The sequence below is a fragment of the Rhodococcus sp. 15-649-2-2 genome (assembly GCF_002258645.1).
Classification (GTDB): Bacteria; Actinomycetota; Actinomycetes; order Mycobacteriales; family Mycobacteriaceae; genus Rhodococcoides.
This window is the reverse complement of sequence record NZ_NPFM01000022.1, coordinates 193,195-212,845: the sequence shown is the minus strand read 5'-3', so window position 1 is coordinate 212,845 and position 19,651 is coordinate 193,195. Positions and strand designations below refer to the sequence as shown.

The 19,651-nt window shown below is 64.2% G+C and carries 19 protein-coding genes; 8 read left to right on the top strand and 11 right to left on the bottom strand.

What is annotated here, in order from left to right; translation table 11 throughout:
- The first annotated feature begins 89 nt into the window (after window positions 1-89).
- Entirely contained in the window at window positions 90-1,157 is a 1,068-nt protein-coding gene (locus tag CH305_RS14980; RefSeq protein ID WP_094704172.1) for an endonuclease/exonuclease/phosphatase family protein, read from the top strand.
- Window positions 1,158-1,164: 7 nt separating this feature from the next.
- A complete protein-coding gene (locus CH305_RS14975; protein ID WP_094609567.1) occupies window positions 1,165-1,563 on the top strand; it encodes an ASCH domain-containing protein in 399 nt (132 codons plus the stop codon).
- A gap of 2 nt (window positions 1,564-1,565) precedes the next feature.
- On the opposite strand, the gene CH305_RS14970 is transcribed toward CH305_RS14975, so the two are convergent.
- Window positions 1,566-2,081 carry a VOC family protein gene (locus CH305_RS14970; protein ID WP_094609566.1) on the bottom strand — a complete coding sequence of 172 codons (516 nt, stop codon included), beginning with the start codon at window positions 2,079-2,081 and terminating at the stop codon, window positions 1,566-1,568.
- Between the two features lie 191 nt (window positions 2,082-2,272).
- On the opposite strand from CH305_RS14970, the gene CH305_RS14965 reads away from it, so the two are divergent.
- A complete protein-coding gene (locus CH305_RS14965) occupies window positions 2,273-4,090 on the top strand; it encodes an HNH endonuclease signature motif containing protein (RefSeq protein WP_094704091.1) in 1,818 nt (605 codons plus the stop codon).
- Window positions 4,091-4,182: 92 nt separating this feature from the next.
- Here CH305_RS14965 and CH305_RS14960 read toward each other — a convergent pair whose 3' ends face one another.
- The 4 genes from CH305_RS14960 to CH305_RS14945 form a co-directional block, all read right to left on the bottom strand.
- Window positions 4,183-6,330, bottom strand: a complete 2,148-nt coding sequence (locus CH305_RS14960; protein ID WP_179278297.1) for a glycosyltransferase family 39 protein — start codon at window positions 6,328-6,330, stop codon at window positions 4,183-4,185.
- Between the two features lie 28 nt (window positions 6,331-6,358).
- A complete protein-coding gene (locus tag CH305_RS14955; RefSeq protein WP_094704090.1) occupies window positions 6,359-6,568 on the bottom strand; it encodes a hypothetical protein in 210 nt (69 codons plus the stop codon).
- Between the two features lie 30 nt (window positions 6,569-6,598).
- On the bottom strand, window positions 6,599-8,290 hold the full coding sequence (locus tag CH305_RS14950; RefSeq protein ID WP_037153574.1) for an MDR family MFS transporter: 1,692 nt from the start codon (window positions 8,288-8,290) through the stop codon (window positions 6,599-6,601).
- Window positions 8,291-8,382: 92 nt separating this feature from the next.
- Entirely contained in the window at window positions 8,383-9,654 is a 1,272-nt protein-coding gene (locus CH305_RS14945; RefSeq protein ID WP_179278303.1) for an MFS transporter, read from the bottom strand.
- 91 nt (window positions 9,655-9,745) lie between these two features.
- Between CH305_RS14945 and aroQ the strand changes: the two genes are divergently transcribed.
- The 5 genes from aroQ (at window position 9,746) to CH305_RS14920 (ending at window position 14,063) form a co-directional block, all read left to right on the top strand.
- Complete coding sequence (aroQ, locus tag CH305_RS14940) at window positions 9,746-10,180, top strand: type II 3-dehydroquinate dehydratase (protein ID WP_179278302.1); 435 nt, start codon at window positions 9,746-9,748, stop codon at window positions 10,178-10,180.
- Window positions 10,181-10,211: 31 nt separating this feature from the next.
- Window positions 10,212-10,964: a thioredoxin domain-containing protein gene (locus tag CH305_RS14935; protein ID WP_242640202.1), complete on the top strand. Its 753-nt coding sequence runs from the start codon at window positions 10,212-10,214 to the stop codon at window positions 10,962-10,964.
- Window positions 10,965-10,984: 20 nt separating this feature from the next.
- The gene (locus CH305_RS14930) at window positions 10,985-11,557 is read left to right on the top strand and encodes a vitamin K epoxide reductase family protein (protein WP_037153576.1); all 573 of its coding nucleotides are present in this window, start codon (window positions 10,985-10,987) and stop codon (window positions 11,555-11,557) included.
- A 166-nt stretch (window positions 11,558-11,723) separates the two neighbouring features.
- Window positions 11,724-13,250, top strand: a complete 1,527-nt coding sequence (locus CH305_RS14925) for an NlpC/P60 family protein (protein ID WP_094704088.1) — start codon at window positions 11,724-11,726, stop codon at window positions 13,248-13,250.
- A gap of 21 nt (window positions 13,251-13,271) precedes the next feature.
- Entirely contained in the window at window positions 13,272-14,063 is a 792-nt protein-coding gene (locus CH305_RS14920; RefSeq protein ID WP_080737168.1) for an acyl-ACP thioesterase domain-containing protein, read from the top strand.
- Here CH305_RS14920 and CH305_RS14915 read toward each other — a convergent pair.
- The 6 genes from CH305_RS14915 to CH305_RS14890 are packed head-to-tail and all read right to left on the bottom strand — an operon-like array spanning window position 13,967 to window position 19,534.
- Window positions 13,967-15,451, bottom strand: coding sequence for an AMP-binding protein (locus tag CH305_RS14915; protein ID WP_256983766.1), 1,485 nt, complete (start codon window positions 15,449-15,451; stop codon window positions 13,967-13,969). The genes CH305_RS14920 and CH305_RS14915 overlap by 97 nt on opposite strands.
- Window positions 15,420-16,061, bottom strand: a complete 642-nt coding sequence (locus tag CH305_RS14910; protein ID WP_094704087.1) for an energy-coupling factor transporter transmembrane protein EcfT — start codon at window positions 16,059-16,061, stop codon at window positions 15,420-15,422. The genes CH305_RS14915 and CH305_RS14910 overlap by 32 nt, the downstream gene beginning before the upstream one ends.
- The gene (locus CH305_RS14905; RefSeq protein ID WP_094704086.1) at window positions 16,058-16,738 is read right to left on the bottom strand and encodes an energy-coupling factor ABC transporter ATP-binding protein; all 681 of its coding nucleotides are present in this window, start codon (window positions 16,736-16,738) and stop codon (window positions 16,058-16,060) included. Before CH305_RS14905 ends, CH305_RS14910 begins: the two co-directional genes overlap by 4 nt.
- Window positions 16,735-17,853 (bottom strand): thiolase family protein, encoded by a 1,119-nt coding sequence (locus CH305_RS14900; protein ID WP_094704085.1) that lies wholly within the window; start codon window positions 17,851-17,853, stop codon window positions 16,735-16,737. Before CH305_RS14900 ends, CH305_RS14905 begins: the two co-directional genes overlap by 4 nt.
- Window positions 17,850-18,986, bottom strand: coding sequence for an AMP-binding protein (locus CH305_RS14895; protein WP_094704084.1), 1,137 nt, complete (start codon window positions 18,984-18,986; stop codon window positions 17,850-17,852). The genes CH305_RS14900 and CH305_RS14895 overlap by 4 nt, the downstream gene beginning before the upstream one ends.
- A complete protein-coding gene (locus CH305_RS14890; protein WP_179278296.1) occupies window positions 18,983-19,534 on the bottom strand; it encodes a biotin transporter BioY in 552 nt (183 codons plus the stop codon). The genes CH305_RS14895 and CH305_RS14890 overlap by 4 nt, the downstream gene beginning before the upstream one ends.
- Window positions 19,535-19,651: the final 117 nt, after the last annotated feature.

Below are 19,651 nucleotides of genomic sequence, written 5' to 3'. Positions count from 1 at the left end.
CACAAAGGCACGAGAAAAAAGCAAGCACGCTTGCTTGTTAATTCGTAACCTTACGTTCGCTTGCCGTCCCTACGGTGACGACTGTGAAAATGTCGAGACTCGCAGCCGTCACCGTTACCCTCGCTTTCATGGCCGCGGGTTGCTCCTCTGTGAATCCAACCGCTGCGGACCCGGCCCCCGAGGAACCGTCGAGCATTCGGGTCGCGACGTTCAACGCCAGTCTCAATCGATCCGCGGCCGGGCAATTGGTGACCGACCTGCAGGGCGAGAATGCTCAGGCCCGCGCGGCGGCCGATGTGATCTCCGCGAACTCGCCGGATATGTTGTTGGTCAACGAGTTCGATTACTCGGGTGACGATGCGGTGAGGCTGTTCAACGACAACTATCTGGACAAGCAGTACCCGTACTCCTTCACTGCGCCCGTGAACACCGGCGTCGACTCGGGACTCGACCTGGACATGGACGGCGCGCTCGGCGGTCCGGGCGATGCCTGGGGTTTCGGGCAATTCCCAGGTCAGTACGGCATGGTCGTGTACTCGAAGTATCCGATCGACACCGAATCGGTACGCACGTTCCAGAACTTCCTGTGGAAGGACATGCCGGATTCACTACTGCCGCGCGACTACTACGGAGAGGTGTCCGACGCTCTGCGGCTGTCCAGCAAATCGCATTGGGACGTGCCGATCGACGTGAACGGCAAGACGCTGCACGTACTGGCCTCGCACCCCACTCCCCCGTCCTTCGATGGTCCCGAGAACCGCAACGGCAAACGCAATCACGACGAGATCCGGCTCAGTGCCGACTACATCTCGGGCGCGGATTACCTGTACGACGACAAGGGCGTGCGCGGCGGACTCGAAGAAGGAGCGTCGTTCGTCATGCTGGGTGACCAGAACAGCGATCCGGTCGACGGAGATTCGGTTGCGGGTGCCATCGCGCAGGTACTCGACCTTCCGCGGGTCCAGGATCCTGCACCTACCTCGGCTGAACACGGTACGGACACAGCCGATTTCGCCGACCCGACTCCCGGTGACCTTCGGGTGGACTACGTACTGCCGTCGGACGATCTGACGGTGGTCGATTCGCAGGTGTACTGGCCCAATCAGGCCGAGCACCCCTCGGACCACCGACTGGTGTGGGCCGACCTCGAAATATGATGGGTGTGTGACCGATCTACCGATTGTCGAGTTCGCCTACCCGGGTCCCCTTCGGGACAAGCTGGTTGCAGCCGTGCTGTCCGGTGCGAAGACCAGCACGGCAAGCCTGCTGGTGCAGTACACCGACGAAGAGCTGCCGCGAGTCGGCGAACGCGGCGCGGTGGTGGATTCGGCGGGAGTCGTGGTCGGAACCATCGAAACCATTGCCGTCGATGTCGTTGCACTGAAGGATGTTTCGCTGCAACACGCCCTCGACGAGGGTGAGGGTTACGCCGATGTGGCGCAGTGGCGAGCAGGACACGAAAAATTCTGGCACTCGGCCGAGGTCCGCGAGGAACTGGGCGATCCACATTTCTCGGTGAACAACGACACTCAGGTGGTACTGGAGCGATTCGTACTCGTGTGAACTCATGACCCGCTGTGTTCCGTCGGTTCGATGCCTACTGCTCGGAGGGTTGCAGCTTCTGCGCTGTCCGGATCGTACGGCCGTGCCGCTGTCATGATGACCCGCACATTCTCCGGAGTGTGGATCTCGAGCTCGACGGAATTCCATGGTCGAGTGTGCGGCCCGGTAACCGAGCCGGGTCGAATTTGTGTGCAGGCTTCGAATACGGCGTCGAGCTGGTCGAGAACACAGGCGAAGCTCACAGTCATCTCGGGCAGAGGGACCGATCGGTCCGCGGGTACAAGCAGAACATCTTGGAACGCCCAGCGGCGCAGGTGAACCAATCGACCTGGGATCGCGAAGAGCTCGAAGAAGCCCAGGGCTTCGATCCAGAATTCGGTTGACTGCGCGAGATTTGCGGTGGGGATGGTGACGAACATGGGCATTCCGTACAGGCCACGAAACAGTGGGGGTGCGGTGGCGTCCGGGCCCGGAATCGGCACGGGGCTCACATCGAAGGCGGGGTGGTTCTCGGTCATGTCAACCATCCTGAAGCCTGACGCGGCGTCAGGGTCAAACAGTATTGTCGGTGGGCGGGTGTATGGACATTCGATGTCCAATTCTTATTCACTGCAACCTGATTGGGGTTGACGGCCAGTCCGCGTATCGGTAACATCGAACATACGTTCTATGTCTTGTTGGACGATCCGCCGGGGGGGGCGAAAACACAGTGACCACATCTACGCGCAGTCGATTCGCGGCTTATCTCGGGCCGCAATCGAAGCCGTACATCGAGGCTGTTTCTCTCACCGAGATTCGAGATGTCGCGACGCTGGAGAATCAGGCATGTGCACGGAAAGTAGCTGTGGCCGCAGCCATCTGGGATTCGTGCATCCACCAGAACGTGCTCGTCGGTGATGTCGTTCAGGACGCGGGCAACTATGCGGCTTCCGAGATCGCGCACGTTCTGGGTTGCTCGAAGTCCGTCGCGAACACGTACGCCGAGATCGGCATGGACCTGCGGCTCCGGCTTCCTGCGGTCGCAGCTGCGTTCGAGGCCGGCGAACTCGATCTGCCTCGCGTCCGCGCGATCTACCGCTGTACCCACAACCTGACACAGGACGCGGCTGCCGCCGTCCAAGGCGAGGTTCTACTGGCTGCCCGACGCCTGTCGCCCGGACCGCTCGCGACCGAGACCTGGTCGATCATGTACCGCATCGCACCCGAGCAAGCGGCCGCTTTACGCAAGGACCTGGAACGGCATACCAACGTCACCTACACCGACAAGGACGTGCTCTCGACGCTCAAAGCCGATCTCACCGCCGCCGACGCCGCGGCCGCCTGGCAGTTGATCAACGAGATGGCTGCGACCGTGTGCCGACGTGATCCGCGAAACCGAGGGCAGAAGCGTGCCGCAGCGTATGTCGCTTTACTACAGCAGGAGTCGTCGATGGCGTGCCTGTGCGAACCCGATGACGACAATCCGTGCACGGCCGATACCGTGCGTCGCGATCGACGCACACCACTGACGGTGATCACGGTCGACCTCGCCACTCTCGCAGGTCTGCTCTCCAATCCTGCTCACCTGGCCGGCCACGGCACCATCGATGCCGAGTACGCCCGAGAGCTCGCCGACAACGCGCACTGGCAGATCCTCCTCACCGAAGCCCGCAATCTGGCGGAGAAGCTTGGTTACGGCGAAGATCTGGAGTCATCGATCGACCTCGACTCCGAGAGTGGCGCAGGTACCGAAGACAAGGGTGCCGAAAGCAGCGCCGACAGCGGATCGAAAAATGGCCAGAAGAAGCCCCGAGGATCCAAGGTAGGCAAAACGAGAAGCAGCAGTTCCGAGGGCAGCAAGTCGCATGTAGTGTTTCATCCGCTGGGGCGCGGACGTCGCCGAGACGGAGCCGCAATTCCTTGCCCGCCCAGATCCCAGACTTCCGCGCGTCCACCGCGGAACAGCTGTGTCGCCACTCCGTATCGCGGCACATACACCTTTGTTGCAGAACTCGAAGCGGCAATCGCCGCCAATCCCACCCTCGGGCTCGCGCTGCATCCGGACGGTCACGGCGGTCTCGTGCTGCCGCCACCCGGAGCGCTCGTCTATCGGCCCAGTACCGCACTCGCAGAACGTGTTCGATACCGCGACCGCACTTGTCGGCACCCGGGCTGCGATGTCGCGGCTCAGCAGTGCGAGATCGACCACGTCGTGCCGTATTTTCATCGCGATCCTGCGACCGGTGGCTGGACCATCGACACCAACCTGCACTGTCTGTGCCGCTACCATCACAGCCTCAAGACCATGGGGCTGTGGACACCGGTGATGCTCGCCGACGGCGTCGAGTTCTGGGTCTCGAACGGCGGCACCACAGCGATCACGGTTCCCGGCACCACCCAACTCGCAGACCTGAGCCACCTGCCGTCCGTCCATCGCAGACCCAAAGGCCAAGCGCTCGAGCCTGATACAGCCACCCTCGAACGTGCCGAACCGCAACCGAATCCGGTACCGATGGCAGCACCCGACGACGATTCTCCACCCTTTTGACGGGTACCAGAGGATCGCATACAGAAGTTCCACCGCAGTCGATATGTCTGCGGTGGAACGACTGTGCGCCTTCTCTGTCGGGTGTCGCGGCGTCAGCCCGTGTAAGTACTGAGGTCGTACACCGTCGCGCTACCGACGGTGCTGGCGGTGAAGTTCGCCTCGACCCATTCCTGGATCTGCGAGGACGTACTCTCCGAGTCGCCGCCCATTCCCCCACGACCCATTCCGCCCGAGACATAGTACGCCACTTCGTGGTTGGACACGTAGTCGATGAACTCGTCGAGAGTCGGGGCAGGATCGCCGCTCCATCCACCGATCGCCATCACTGCCGTATCCGACGCCAGCTCGTATCCGGCTGCAGACATCGAACCGTTCACCGCAGCGGACCACCTCGTGGTCGTGGACTCGAGCAGAGCCGTCAACTCCTCGTTGGACTCACCGCCCATGCCGCCCATACCGGCCATACCGCCCGTGCTGCCCGTGCCACCTGTGCCGGCATCACCGGCGCCGAATCCGGCCGGCAGATCCGCCGCACCGGCAGGCGCGTCCGCTGCACCATCAGCTGCAGGAGCACCCGGCATCGCACCATCAGCCGCAGCACCGTCCGGCATCGCAGCACCGTCAGCCGCAGCACCGTCAGCCGCAGCACCGTCAGCCGCAGCACCGTCCGGCATTCCGCCGGGCGGCATTCCGCCATCCATGCCCCCCATACCGCCGTCGGCGACAGCACCTGTCGGGCCCGCGGTCGGAACCGATCCACTGTGCGCATTCGTCGTCGTGGCGATCGCATAGGAAGCGCCACCGCCGAGACCGGCCACGGCTCCGAGGATCAACGCAGCGGCAGTGAGCTTTCGGTACCGCCCGGCGAGCAGAATCATCACGGCCGCAACGATGGTTCCCGTCAACAGAATCCACTTCAACGCCGGCAGCCAATCCGCGTTGCGGTGCAGCAGCACCCAACTCCAGGTGCTGGCCGCAATCATCATCGCCGCCATACCCGCTCTGCCCCAAATGGATTCGCGTCGAAGCCACAGTGCGTAGCCGCCGGTTCCGATCATGCCCGCAAGTGCAGGGGCGAGCGCGACCGTGTAGTACGGGTGGATTGTGCCGGACATATAGCTGAAGATCAGCGCCGTCACCAAGAACCAACCGCCCCACAGAATCAGGGACGCACGCAGCAGGTCGGTCCGCGGCGCTCGACCACGAGCAATCAGACCGAAGACCAGCGCCACCAGAGCAGCAGGGATCAGCCACGAAATCTGGATTCCCATTTCACTGCCGAACAGGCGGTCCAGGCCGGTCGACCCTCCGAAGCTCGATCCCGCTGCCCCCGCGCTCATTCCGGCTGGAGCCTCCATGCCGCCTCCACCGGTGTTACCGAAGATACGACCGAGCCCGTTGTAGCCGAGCACCAGATCCATCACGGTGTTGTCGGTGGACCCGCCGATGTACGGGCGCGCACTTTCCGGCCACAGCTGAACCGTCACCACCCACCAGCCGGCGGCGGCGACCAATGCCGCGAACGCACCGACCAGATGCAGCAGTCTTGCTCGCAATTGTGCCTGTCCAGCAACCAGATATGTGAGACCGAACGCCGGCAACACCAGCAGCCCCTGCAACATCTTCGTCAGGAACGCGAACCCGAGCGCCACGCCGGCGATGGCCAGCCACACCGCGGCCCGTCGACCGGCCGATGTCTGCAGAGAGCGCACGACGAAGTAGCCGCCGAGAGTCATGAGCAGCACCAGCAACGCGTCGGGATTGTCGAAGTCGAACATCAGCGCGGCGGCAGGAACGGACGCCAGAGTGAAGCCGGCGAGCAAGCCGGCAGTGGGATTCGCGACCCGCTTGACCGCGGCATACACCGTCGCCACTGCGGCGACACCCATCAAGGCTTGTGGAAGAAGCAAGCTGAAGCTCGAGAACCCGAACAGACGGGCCGACAGTCCCATCACCCACAGTGCGGCCGGTGGCTTGTCCACGGTAATGAAGTTCTCGGAATCGAGTGATCCGAAGAACCACGCCGTCCAGTCCTTGGTGCCTGCCTGCACCGCCGCGGCGTAGAACGTGTTCGCGTAACCACTTGCGGTCAGGTTCCACAAATACAGGGTTGCGGTGGCCGCGAGCAGAATCAGCAGCCCGAGCAGGTGCCGGCGGCGATACCACCACGTGTCCTGCCAGGACGGCTGGCGGGCGTGCGACGGGGGTATCGCGGCCGGTCGGTCGATTTGGGCAGTCATCGCAAATCCTGTTCGTCGAAGTTGTCGACTACGAGAGTGTGCGATGGACCGTCGGCCCGGCTGGGAGCAGCCTGCGAGGTTGCTGTGAACCCTCCCTGTCACGCCGCCGCATCGACGCGAAGGTCTGCGCCGCGTCGCTGGTGAATAGGTCGAGCAGGATCGCGTTGCACAGCGCGGACTTCTCCACCCACAACCCATGCGTGGTTTCCGGCCCGATGGCCAGTTCGGCGACGGGCACGCAAGTTCACCGCATCCGAAGTCACCGCACTTACAGCACAGGCCCGGTCTCGTTCGCCTTCTCCTCGTCTCGCTGCTGCTGAGCTGCGGCCAGCCCCGACATCGTGCGCAACGGCACCTCTTTCAGGAACAGCACCAGCACGAACCCGATGACCATCAGGATCGACACGGCCAGGAACACGTAGTCCATGGCATCCGAGAAGCCGATCCGGAACGGTTCGGCAAGTGCGGGTTCGAGCTTCTGAATGAACGAGCTGTCCTGCAGCGCACTCCCGGCGACCGAGGCGTCACCCGACGCAATGGCCCGGGCGAACCCGGATTCCAGTGGATCGGAACTGCTTGCCGCGGTCTGCACCGCTTGCTGGAAGGCCGGCGTCGAGCTCGCGGCGATCAGTGCATCGCCTGTCTTCGGGGTCAGCTGAGTGAAGAGCATCGACAGGAACACCGCCACACCCACCGTCGCACCGATCTGGCGGAAGAACGTTGCGGCAGAGGTCGATACACCCATGTCCTTGGGCGGCATCGCGTTCTGGATGGCGAGCGTCAGCGGCTGCATCATCGAACCGAGACCGAGACCGAACACGCCCATCACGACCATGGTCTGCCACAGCGGAGTATCGGCGTGCACGTAGTGGAACGTGAACATCGCGATCGCCATCAACGCGGTACCGACGATCGGAAAGATCTTGTAGCGCCCCGTCTTCGAGATCATCCGGCCCGAGACGATCGACGCGATCATCAGTGCACCCACGAGCGGCAGGGTTTGGTAGCCGGCCAGAGTGGGCGAGGATCCCTTGACCACCTGCAGGTACTGCGGCAGCAGCGAGATGCCACCGAACATTGCTGCGCCGGCGATGACGCTGACGGCAATACACAACGAGAACAACGGGTTTCGGAAGAATCGCATGGGGATCAGGGCGTCGTCGCCCATCTTGATCTCGGCGAGCACGAAGGCGATGACGCCGACGATGCCGATTCCGAAGCACAGCAACGCGCGTGGCGAGCTCCAGCCCCACACACGACCCTGCTCGGCGATGATGAGCAGCGGCACGAGGCCTACGCTGAGAAGCACTGCGCCCCACCAGTCGACGCGCGCTTCGCGTCGGTACACCGGCAGGTTCAGCACCCGCCACACGACGACGAGTGCGATGATGCCGAGCGGCACGTTGATGTAGAAAACCCAACGCCAGCCGGTGATTCCGAGGATCGACGACTGCCCGGCGAGCAGCCCACCGATGACCGGCCCGAGCACACTCGAGGTACCGAAGACGGCCAGGAAGTAGCCCTGGTACTTGGCGCGCTCACGCGGCGGCACGATATCCCCGATGATGGCCAGCGCCATCGACATCAGACCACCCGCACCCAGGCCCTGGATAGCGCGGAAGGCAGCGAGCTCGTACATCGACGTCGCGATGCCGCACAGCATGGACCCGACGACGAAGATCGAGATGGCCGTCATGAAGAACGGCTTGCGCCCGTACAGATCGGAGAGCTTGCCGTAGAGCGGGGTCGAGACCGTGGAGGTGATGAGGTAGGCCGTTGTCACCCAGGCCAGAACCGAGAACCCGTTGAGATCGTCGGCGATGGTACGCACAGACGTCGACACGATGGTCTGGTCGAGGGCAGCAAGGAACATGCCCATCATCAGGCCCGACAGAATGGTCATGATCTCGCGGTGCGAATACTCGCCGCTGGCGGGAGTCACTTCTCGCTCGGTTACCATCTCTTTAGTGCACCTTTACGTAGCGTTTGCTTGTGTCCTACAACGATATTCGGACCACCAGCATGCTCGCAGAAAGCTGTCTAAGCAAAGGTTTATTTGCGACGAATCCTGTCTCGCACCTCACGCATCGTGTGCGGATGAATTCCCTCCGCCGCGAGCACTCGTCTGGTCTTGCGGCGCGTCAGCAGAACGCCGGTGATCGCGACGATCCACACCGGGAACTGCACGAGCAAGGCAACCCGGAAACCGTCGAACGTGTAGCCGCCCATTGCGTCGAGAATCCAACCGATCCCCGCTATCACCAACAGCGACGCCAGGAACCCGCCGATGTTCACCATCCCCTGAGCCGTCCCCAGATTTGCGCTCGGATTGAACGTGCGGGCGAGATCGAAACCGATCACCGAACCCGGACCTCCCACCGAGATCACCACCACGAGCAGCACCAGCAACCACAGCGGCGCAGGCCCGGGAAGCGACAGCACGACGGCCCACATCGTGGCATTGCTGATCATGATCGCCAGCACCAGCCACGACCGTCGCATCGGGTAGCGCCCGGTGAGGAGACCGACCACGATGCCCGACACCACCGCGGCCGCAACCGACACCGTCAACAACGCTCCGGCCGTCGACGCGGACAGGCCCTGCGCCGACGTCAGATACGGCACACCCCACAGCAACGCGAACACCGTGATCGAGAACTGGGTGCCCATGTGGGAGAAGAAGCCGAGGCGGGTGCCGGGGCGTCGCCACACCTCCGCGATGGACGCGATGGTCTGCCGCAGCGACGTGGGCTCGGTATCGGGAGTGATGCTGTCACCGGGGCGATCTCGAACCAGCGCGATCACGAGCACAACAGCAAGCAGCCCCAATGCCGCCGCGCTGCCGAATGCGACCGTCCAACCCGGCCCGTTCAACAGAATCAGGAACGGGACCGCCGAGAGCACCTGACCGAGTTGGCCGAGCAGACCTGTCAGCTGCGAGACGATCGGCACCCGCCGCGGGGAGAACCAGCGCGGCACCAACCGCAAGACCGAAATGAAGGTGAGAGCATCGCCCACGCCGACGAACGCGCGAGCGGCCACCGCGACCGGGAGCGACTCGGTGAGTGCGAGGGTGATCTGAGCCGACGCCATGATCAGCGCGCCCGCGGCGATCATCCTGCGCGAACCGATCCGATCCAACAGCACGCCGGCCGGGATCTGCATCGCCGCATACACGATCACCTGCAACACCACGAACGACGACAGCAGAGACGGCGACACCGAGAACCGATCCGCCGCACTGAGACCAGCGACTCCGAACGACGTGCGATGCAGCACCCCGATGATGTAGGCGAAGACACCGATGCCCCACACCACCCACACGGTTCTCCCTGTAGTCACGAGACGATTGTGTCAACCACGCTGTGGAATGATCAGACCCGGTAGTTCGTGGAGCAAGAAAGTGAGTGACGTCATGGCCAAGCAGCTGTTGGTACTCAACGGTCCGAATCTCAACATGCTCGGCACCAGGCAGCCCGAGGTGTACGGCCACGCCACCCTCGCCGATGTCGTCGCCCTGTGCGAGAAGACCGCCGCCGACCTCGGACTCACCGTGAAAGCTGAACAGTCCAACCACGAGGGTCACATCATCGACTGGATCCACGAGGCCCGCGGGGTGGCGTCGGGCATCGTCATCAACCCCGGTGGACTGACGCACACCTCGGTGGCGCTGCGCGACGCACTCGTCATCCCGGAGGTCCCGATCATCGAGGTGCACATTTCCAACGTGCACGCCCGTGAGGAGTTTCGACACCACTCCTTCGTGTCGCCTATCGCCAGTGGCGTCATCGCCGGACTCGGCATCGACGGATACCGCTTCGCCATCGAACGACTGGCTGCTCTCATCTGACGCTCAGGTTGCCCTGCATAAACTGGTCGCCGTGAACACCAGCAACAAGGCATCGAAAGACATCAGGGCTATGCAGAACGGCGACAAGAATCGCCGAACGCTGATCCAGATCGTCGTGGCTGTGGTTCTCATCGCGCTCGTTGCAGCAATTGCCTTGTTCATCGTCAACAGGAACTCGACGTCGGGTGAGGCATCTCCCGCCACGAGCTCGTCACCGGGCCAGCAGCTGACGCCCACGTCGTTGACCGACACCGGTGCCATCCGCTTCGGTAATCCCGACGCCACCACCGTCATCAGTGTCGTCGAGGACTTCCAGTGCCCGGCGTGCAAGAACTTCGAGTCCATCAGCGGGTCGACGTTGCAGCAGCTGGCCGACGCGGGCAACGTCGCGGTGGACTACCGACCCATCTCCATTCTCGACCGCTTCTCGAACGGCACGATGTACTCGACGCGTGCCGCGAGCGCCTCGATCTGCGTCGCCGAAAACGACCGGGACAGCTGGATGGACTGGCACAACTCCATGTTCGCGGAGCAGCCCGCGGAAAACGGCACCGGATTGACCGACGACAAGCTCGTCGAGATCGCCACCTCCGCCGGTGCCGACTCCCCCGCCACCGCGTCGTGCATCACCGACGGCAGCTACACCGATTGGGTCACCAGCCAGACGCAGTCCGTCATAGGCGAAGGCATCAACGGGACGCCGAGCGTGCGCGTCAACGGTACCGACGTCTCCAACCCGACTCCGGAGAACATCCTCTCCGCCGCTGCAGCAGCCGGTAACTGAGCGGCAGCCGGTACCAGAGCATGAGGACCCGCGTCGGTGCCGCAGTCTTCACCGTCTTCAGCGCGATCGGGCTACTCGCTGCGCTGACCCTGACGATCGAGCGATTCAAGTTGCTCGAGGACGCGTCGTACGTACCGTCGTGCAGCCTGAATCCGGTGCTCTCGTGCGGATCGGTGATGGTGACGAAACAGGCTGCGCTCTTCGGCTTCCCGAACCCCATCCTGGGCATCGTCGCGTTCTCGGTTGCGCTCGTCGCCGGGGTGCTGTGGCTCGGCCGCGTCGAACTGCCGCACTGGTTCTGGCTCGGCATGAGTGGCGGCCTGCTGCTCGGTGAAGTGTTCGTGCATTGGCTGATAGTCCAGAGCCTGTACGAGATCGGCGCACTGTGCCCTTACTGCATGGTGGTGTGGGCCGTGACGATGCCGCTGTTCGTGCTGGCTCTGAGCCGCCTGATCAGCACCGGCCCGAACAACGGTGGCACGATCGGCCGTCTTTTCCTCGAATGGCGGTGGACGCTGCTCGCCGTGTGGTACGCAATCGTCATCGCGCTCATCGGAATCCGCTTCTCGGACTACTGGACCTCGTTGCTCTGAGTTTCGCTGCTCTGACAGTTTCGCAGCTCTGAGTTTCACCGCTCCGACAGTTTCGCAAAACTCATGAGTCGATCGACTGCACCGTGCATGATGGGTACAGCACCCGAGTGAGACTGATCACAGCTCCTGGCTCGGGGAAGATCGTTCGAGTAGCAGGAGTCGATACATGGCAGGTGATCCATTCGCAGTCATCGTTGCCGTCATCGTGTCCGCCGCCGGTGTTGTCGCCGGAACCGACGCCCCGGCTCCGATTCCCGATCAGGCAGTGACGGATCAGGCCGCAGAAATTGCCGCCAACGCCGAGGATCAGGCGAAGACGATGAGCGATCAGTGGACCGAACTCCTGGGCACCATGCCCGAGCCTGCCGCCGACATCGCCGATCGCACGTTGTCCGACGCCGCGGACGGCCTGCACACTGCCGTCGAGCCGATGCTCCCGAACCTTCCAACGGTGGAAGACATCGAAGCGGCCGAGGATGTAGCGGTGCCGACCGCGGCGGAAGATGCACTGGCTGCCCTCCCCACTGCCGCTGCGGCTGTACCTGCTGCCGGCTCCCCGTCTGCCCCACTTCCGTTCAGCGTCTTCTCGCCGAGTGCTCTCTCGTCAACTGCTCTCTCGTCAACTGCTCTCTCGTCAACCGCAGCCGCACTCGGTGCCGGTGCAGTCCAGTTCGCCGGCCGCACGTACACCGCAGCCGATATCGCCACCCAGACGGCGTTCATGGCGTCGGCCGAGGCCATTCGGCGCGCACTCTTTCCCGGGCTGCCCGTGACGTTCACCGGTATCAATGTGGGCCCGATCGGCTTGGGGGCGGTGGGAGCCATCACCGCCTTCGTGCCGTGGCTGCAGAAAGCAGGCAACATCTGCGGAGGCGTCGAAGGCACCACGATCGCCGCACTCTATGCCGCCGAGAACGGCTTTCGGTACGGTCCGACGGCGCCTGTCTCGAGCACCGGCGCACAGGGACCGGGGCAATTCATGCCGGGCACGTGGGCGACCTACGGCAAGGACTACGACGGCAACGGCGTGGTCGACGTCAACAGCGTCGGAGACGCAGTAATGGCGTCGGGCACGATGCTGTGCGACATCTACGGGCAGGTCGACGGCTGGAAGCGAGAGGGCAAGGTCTCCGGTGACACACTCGACCTGACCCTCGCCGGATACAACGCGGGCGCGGGAGCGGTGCTGCGATCAGGCGGTATGCCCTCGGGCACAGTCGATTACGAGACACAGACCAAGCCGTACGTGGCCCGCATCAGGGCGACCGAGGCGCAGTTCGCCTCGATACTGACCCCGTTCGCGGGGCTCGACCTCACCGGAATGGGCGGCCGGGCAGTGCAATTGGCGATGGACTACCTGGGGCTGCCCTACGTGTGGGGTGGCGGAAACATCAACGGTCCGTCCGGTGGTGGATTCGATTGCTCCGGTCTGACGTCGTACGCCCTGTTCAAGGCCTCGGGCGGGAAGGTGACGCTGCCCCGGACCTCCGAAACACAATGGAACGTCGGCACCGAGGTTCCGATGGAACTGGCGCAGCCCGGCGATCTGCTGTTCGGGAACTGGGGACCTGCTGGACCCGGGCACGTGGCGATCTACATGGGGAACGGCCAGATGGTGCATGCTCCCACCACCGGTGACGTGGTTCGAGTGGCACCGGTGTTCGACGGTATGCGCGCCCGTCACATCGTCTAGGTGCGCGCGTACAGTGCGAACGTGACCAATGCACGCGTGGAACCGGCCGGCTTCGACGACGAGCTGGCACCGGAGCCGCCGCCCGGTGAGGGCTTCGAGAACAACTGGCCGGTGCGGACGGGCGACATCGATCCGACCAACCGACTGCGGTTCGACGGAGTCGCCCGCTACCTGCAGGACATCGGTACCGACAACCTCGATGCCACGCCGCTGGGCAAGACCGATCCGATGTGGATCGTGCGGCGCACCGTCATCGACGTCTTCGAGCCCATCCACTTTCCGGACCATGTGCACATGCGTCGGTGGTGTTCGTCGATGTCGACGCGGTGGTCGAACATGCGCGTGGCACTGACGACCCCGAAGGGTGGTCGCATCGAAACCGAGGGCTTCTGGATCAACATCAGCAAGGACACCGGAATGCCGACCCGCATCAGCGACGGCGCACTGGAAATGCTGGCCCGAACCACCGATCAACACCGGTTGCGATGGAAGGCATGGCTCACCGAGCCGGTGCCCGCGGAATCGCACACCGACCTTCAGTTCCCTTTGCGCGCAACCGATATCGACCCCTTCAACCACCTCAACAATGCGGCCTACTGGCATGCGATCGAGGAGTTGTTGGTCGACGTACCCGCGCTGGCCGCATCGCCGCACCGCGCCGTGATCGAGTACCTGAGCCCTGTGCTGGCAGGCGAACGCGTGACTCTGCGCCACCGCTACGAAGGCGGCGCGTTGACCGTCTGGTTCGTTGTCACCGGCGCATCGGGCGAGCCGACGGTGCGTACCGTGGCCAAGGTGGCACCCAAGGCCTGATGATCGAGCTTGCCGCGGGGGGTGCGCGGTAAGGCGTCCACGACGGCGATCACCACGGGCAGGCTCGGGCTCGGCAACATCGAGCGAACGCGCCGACGTATCTGCGCCACTGTGGGTGAGTTCTGCTGGGCTACAACCACTCCCGCTGCCGGCACCTCGCCGGTGCGATCGTCGGGAACGCCGACAACTCCGGCATCGAGAACACCAGGGATCGACAACAGTGCCGCCTCGATCGGGGCCAGCTCGACCGTGAGCCCGGCTCGAACGATCGTCTCGCTGCCGCGGCCGAGCAACGTCAGTCGACCCTCGTCGACACTGCCGCGATCGCCGACCGTCATCCACCCGTCGACGGGCCCGTTCGTCAGGGTGGTGTGGTCGCCGACTCGGCTCAGGTAACCGTCGAACAGCATGTCGCTGCGCACGTGCAGCAGTTCGTTCCTGGTCTCCACCTCCACCCCGCCGAACAACGCGCCCTCCACACTCGCTGCCTCGACGCCCGTGCCGCCAGGAGTTCGACGGTCGTACGAGACGAAGCTCAGTTCCGATGCACCGTAGAAGTGCGTCATGGTTGCGTTCGGGAACACTGTCGCCAATGCCGTGCGGGCAGACTGCGGCCATCGCGCCGCAGACGAGAGCACCTCGCGGACGCAGGGATACCGGGCGTTGGAGCGAGCGATGTCCCAGGCAATGGTCGGTACCGAATAGAGATGTGTCGGATCATCTTCGAGAGCGACCGCCGCCTTCCGTAGATCCACCGTCGCACCGCGGGTGAGCCCGTGCAACGCACCGTAGAGAAAGTGCGTGTGATCAAGGGTGCCGGATGCAGACACTCGATCGCCCGGCCCGAGCTCGAACAGTGCATCGGACCGGTCCAGCGTGGCAGCCCAGGACGCCTGATCTCGAACGAACAATTTGGGTGGTCCGGTCGTCCCCGAGGTGATGCCGACCAGGAGTTCAGCGGTGCGTGCGGGTGGATCGAGCGGCGCGGCACGGCCGGTGGTGAGCTCCTCGGGTGCCAGCACTGTGTCGGCACCCCAACGATGCACTCGTGCGTGCTGGCGCGGATGCGCGACAACCAGCGAGGGCTCACACACCGCCGTGACATCGGCGAATTCTCGAGCCAACAGATGTCGATGCAGCAGAACGACACTCACACCGGCATGCATTGCCGCCAGAACCACGACCAGCGACCCGATGTCCGACGTCGGCAGTACCGCGATGCGACGCTTCCCTGCCAATGCGGTCGCCGCGCATGTCACCCGATCCCAGAATTCACGGTACGTGATTCGGTCGGTCGCATCGACGATTGCGATGTCTTCGCGGTCGGAATGCCGCGCTGTTCGGGCGGCAAGAAGCTCACTGGTCATCGCGTGGTTCGTCTTCACCATCGTCTTCACCGTCGTCGTCCACACCGCGCGCGACGAGGGCATCACCCATCGCATCCGCAGTGCGGAGGGCGCGCACCAGAACCGGGGTTGCCAGAGCCGTCATGGACCACTGCAATCCGCGGGCTTTGCGAGCCTGGGACACCTCTTGGACGATGGACGCCAGCAGCGGGATGCACCGAATGGCAAGGGCCAGGAGCAGTCCGATGCGATCCGGGTCGACGCCGAAGCGGCGGATCGGCCCGAGTGCTCTCGTGACGGTGTCGAGCATGTCGGTCACCCGGGTGGTCAGCGTGACCAGTGCCGCCAGGGCAACGGAGATCACCAGCACCCCGCACACCACCACCGCGCGTTGCCACGTGGTGATCAGTATCTGGAACACACCGATGATCAGCAACATCCAGAGCACCGGACGAAGTTGCGCCAGAGCGACTCTTGCCGGAATACCGGCCACAGCGAACAGGGCGGCGACCACCAGAGCCACCACGCCGACCTCGAGCGGGGTGCGCGCGAAGATCACGGTCGCCAGAATTGCAACTATGAGCGACAACAGTTTCCAGCCCGGGCTCATTCGGTGCAGCAGCGATGTACCGGGGCGGTAGAGACCGATCACCCGATCAGCTCCCGATACGCCGGAACCGCTGCGGCGGGGGCACCGTCGAACGCCACGCGGCCGTCATCGATGACGATGACACGCTCGAAGCTGTCCAGCAGAGCGAGCTGATGAGTCACAACGACGACTTGCTGATCCATCGAATCCAGAGCCTGAGCGACGACGCGTCCGTTACGCAGATCGAGCAACGTGGTCGGCTCGTCCGCAACAACCACCTCCGGCCGCCTGATCAGTACGGCACCGATCGCGAGCAATTGCTTCTGCCCACCGGAAAGCAGATGCGCCGGGTGATCGCGGTGCTGATCCAGTCGAAAGCGGACGAGGATTTCGTCGACGCGGTCGGCCACCTCTTTTTTGCTCAGCCCGGACTTACGCAGAGAGAACGCGAGATCCTCGGCGACAGTCGGCATGACGATCTGCGAATCGGGGTCGGTGAAGACGAACCCGACCTTCTTACGAACCTGCGCACCCTTCTTCGCGGCGTCGACGCCGTCGACCGTGACGCGGCCGGAGTCGGGCTTGATCAGACCGTTGATCATCCGAGCCAGCGTCGACTTCCCCGACCCGTTCGATCCGATGATGCCGATGCGTCGCTCGTCGAATTCCAGGTCGATGCCATGCAGTACCTGCCGCTCCCCGAAGGAGTGGGAAATGTTCTCGAACTTGATGCTGCTCATGTCACTCGCTCCACCAACATCGCTATTCCTTGCCCGCCGCCGATGGCGCAGGCCGCCAATCCCAGTGCCGGACCACTCGGTTGCAGCATTCGAGACGCCAAGCGCACCAGCAGAATTGCGCCCGATGCGCCCCACGGGTGACCCATCGCGATGGCCCCACCGTCCGGGCAGATGCGCGCTTCGTCGATGCCCAGTGCATCCGAGACCGCGAGCACCACCGATGCGAACGCCTCGGTGATCTCGATGACCCCGATGTCGTCGAGTGACACCCCGGTGCGCCCGAGTAGCTTCTCGATCGCAGGCACCGGGCCCAGACCGGGAAGTGCCGGATCGGACCCGGCCACCGCGCTGCCGAGAATGCGCAGTGCCGGCATACCGGCAGCACGTTCGGCCGTGGTGACCGCCAGAACTGCGGCACCGTCGGAGATTCCGCAGGAATTGCCGGCGGTGACGGTGCCGTCGGACGTGAACGTGGGACGCAGTCTGCCCAGGCGCTGGGCACTCATGTTGGGGCGGATGCGTTCGTCTGCGCTCAGCTCTCCGATCGGGACGATTTCGGCGGAGAAGTCGTGTGCCGCAGCTCGTGCGAAGGACCGTGCGGCGTACTCGTCCTGCCGCTGCCGGTCGATTCCACGCATTCGCGCGAGATCGTCTGCCGCAACGCCCATGTCAGGATCGGCGAAACCCTCGGGAGCGAACGGCGCTCGGGTGTATCGAACCGGTTCGCCGCCGTCGACCGGCGGCCAGAACCGCCACGGACTCGTACTGGCCGATTCGACGCCACCAGCGAGAATCAACGTCTCGTCGCCACTGCGGATGCGCGACGCAGCCTGCATGACGGCGTCGAGTCCGGATCCACACTGGCGGTCGACGGTAACGCCGGGGACGTCGACACCGAGTCCCGCGAGCAGGGCCGACACACGCGCAACGTCGCCGCCGGGGCCGAGACAGTTGCCGAGGATCACGTCGTCGATCGGGAGTCCGAGCGAACTAACTTCTGCTGCAACAGCTTTCAGCACCGGTGCAGCGAGGTTCGGGGCGGTCACATCGGCGAAGCCGTGACCAGCGATACCGATCGCGGTTCGTTTGGCCGCAACGATCACGGGAGTACTCATAGCAGGGCTTTCCGGGCGATTTTGCCGCTCGAGGTACGGGGCAGCTGCTGCACCACCGTCCACCGTCGCGGCAGTGCCTCCTTGGTCATGATCGAGCGGGCGTCGGCGCGGATGCGGTCGAGATCGCGGGATCCGTCGAGTTCGATTACGGCAGAGACCGTTTCACCCAACACCGCATGGGGAGATCCGATGGCAGCCGCGGCTCGAACACCGTCGAGTGCGGTCAGGATTCGCTCGACGTCCTCTGCGACGACGGTGGTGCCGCCGACATTGATCGCCGCATCCCCCCGACCGTGGACGAGCAGTTCGCGGCCGCTGAGCTCGGCCAGATCGCCGACGCCGCACCAGCCAGTGGTGCCGAGTGCCGAGTACGGCGAACGGACGACCAGATACCCGTCTTCGGTACGCGCCTCGACATCGCGGAGCAATCGCAGTGCCGCGTGCTCGCCTGTCACCCGTGCCGCCACCAACGACAGTTCCGCCGATCCGTAGTACTCCACCAACCTGACACCCATGGCCGAGATCGTCTGCGCTGCTGCGAGATCGAGTCCGGCACCAGCTGCGACCGCCACCCGCGCACCGGGCATCCGACAGACCGTGTCGCGAAGCACCGCAGGTACCGCATGCACCGCCGTGGCCTCGGCCGGGTCGTCGGTGACGCAGGCCCCCAGCCACAGTGCGTGCACGGCGGCGAACAGGTGCATCGTGGCGTGCAGTGGTCCGGTGATCAGCACCGAATCGGTGGGGCGGATGTCGGTGATCTCGGTGAACTCGGGAAAGCTGTCGACCCACGACGCGGCAGTGCGTTCGAGCGGCTTGGGGCGTCCGGTGGAGCCGGAGGTCGCGACCAGCAGGAAAGCGTCGGGACTCGGCCCCTCCGCACGATCCGGCCTGGTGGCCGGATCCTCGACTCGCACCGCACTTCCCTGCCGCGCCGCCGCAAAAACGCAGATCAGCGCCTCGGGTAGCTCGAGCGCTGAGGCGTCGTGCACCGGGAGGTGAGGCCATTGCTCGACGGCTGCGTCGAGGTCGGCGTAGGTGAGCGTACGACCCGACCAGACGATGGCCGGGTTGTCGGCCCGGTCATTTACGCTGCCGTTGTCGCCGCCTCGACCTCCCAGCTCGAGAGTCACGCCTTGATCAGGCCCGGGTATGCACGGTGCACGCTCTTGGCGACCACGGTCGCGACGACGACCTTGGCGATGTCACCGGGCAGGAACGGGCCGTTGGACGTGATCGCAGCCCAGACTCCGACGTCGGTACGCAGGATCAGGCCGATGATCCCGAAGACGTACACCACCACGATGCCGCCGACGGCATTGATCGCAAGACCGAGCGCGATCGAGTACTTCGGCAGGATGCGGGCGGTGAGCCAGCCGATCAGCAATGCTGCCGGTGTCCAGCCGATGAGGTACCCGACGGTGGGCCCGGCCATCGCAGACAGACCGGTACGTCCACCCGCCAGCAATGGGAGGCCGATCATCGTCAGCGCGAGAAACACCAGGACCGCAGCAGTGCCTTTCCTGGCACCGAGGATCGCGCCGGACAGAATGATGCCGAGGGTCTGCAAGGTGATGGGGACGCCGGAGAAGCCGACCGTGATCGATCCCGGCAGGCCGAGCGCAGCGATGAGCGCTGCGAACACTGCGATCTGCGCCATGTCGCGGGCGGAGACGTTCATTCGGCTGACCTTACGGCTCGGCGGACGGGTACTGCTGTCGACATCTGACACGGGTGGCTCCTCGAGGAGTGGGGCGGTCACCTGCCCCAGAGACTTGAACGGCGTTCAAGGTAGCAG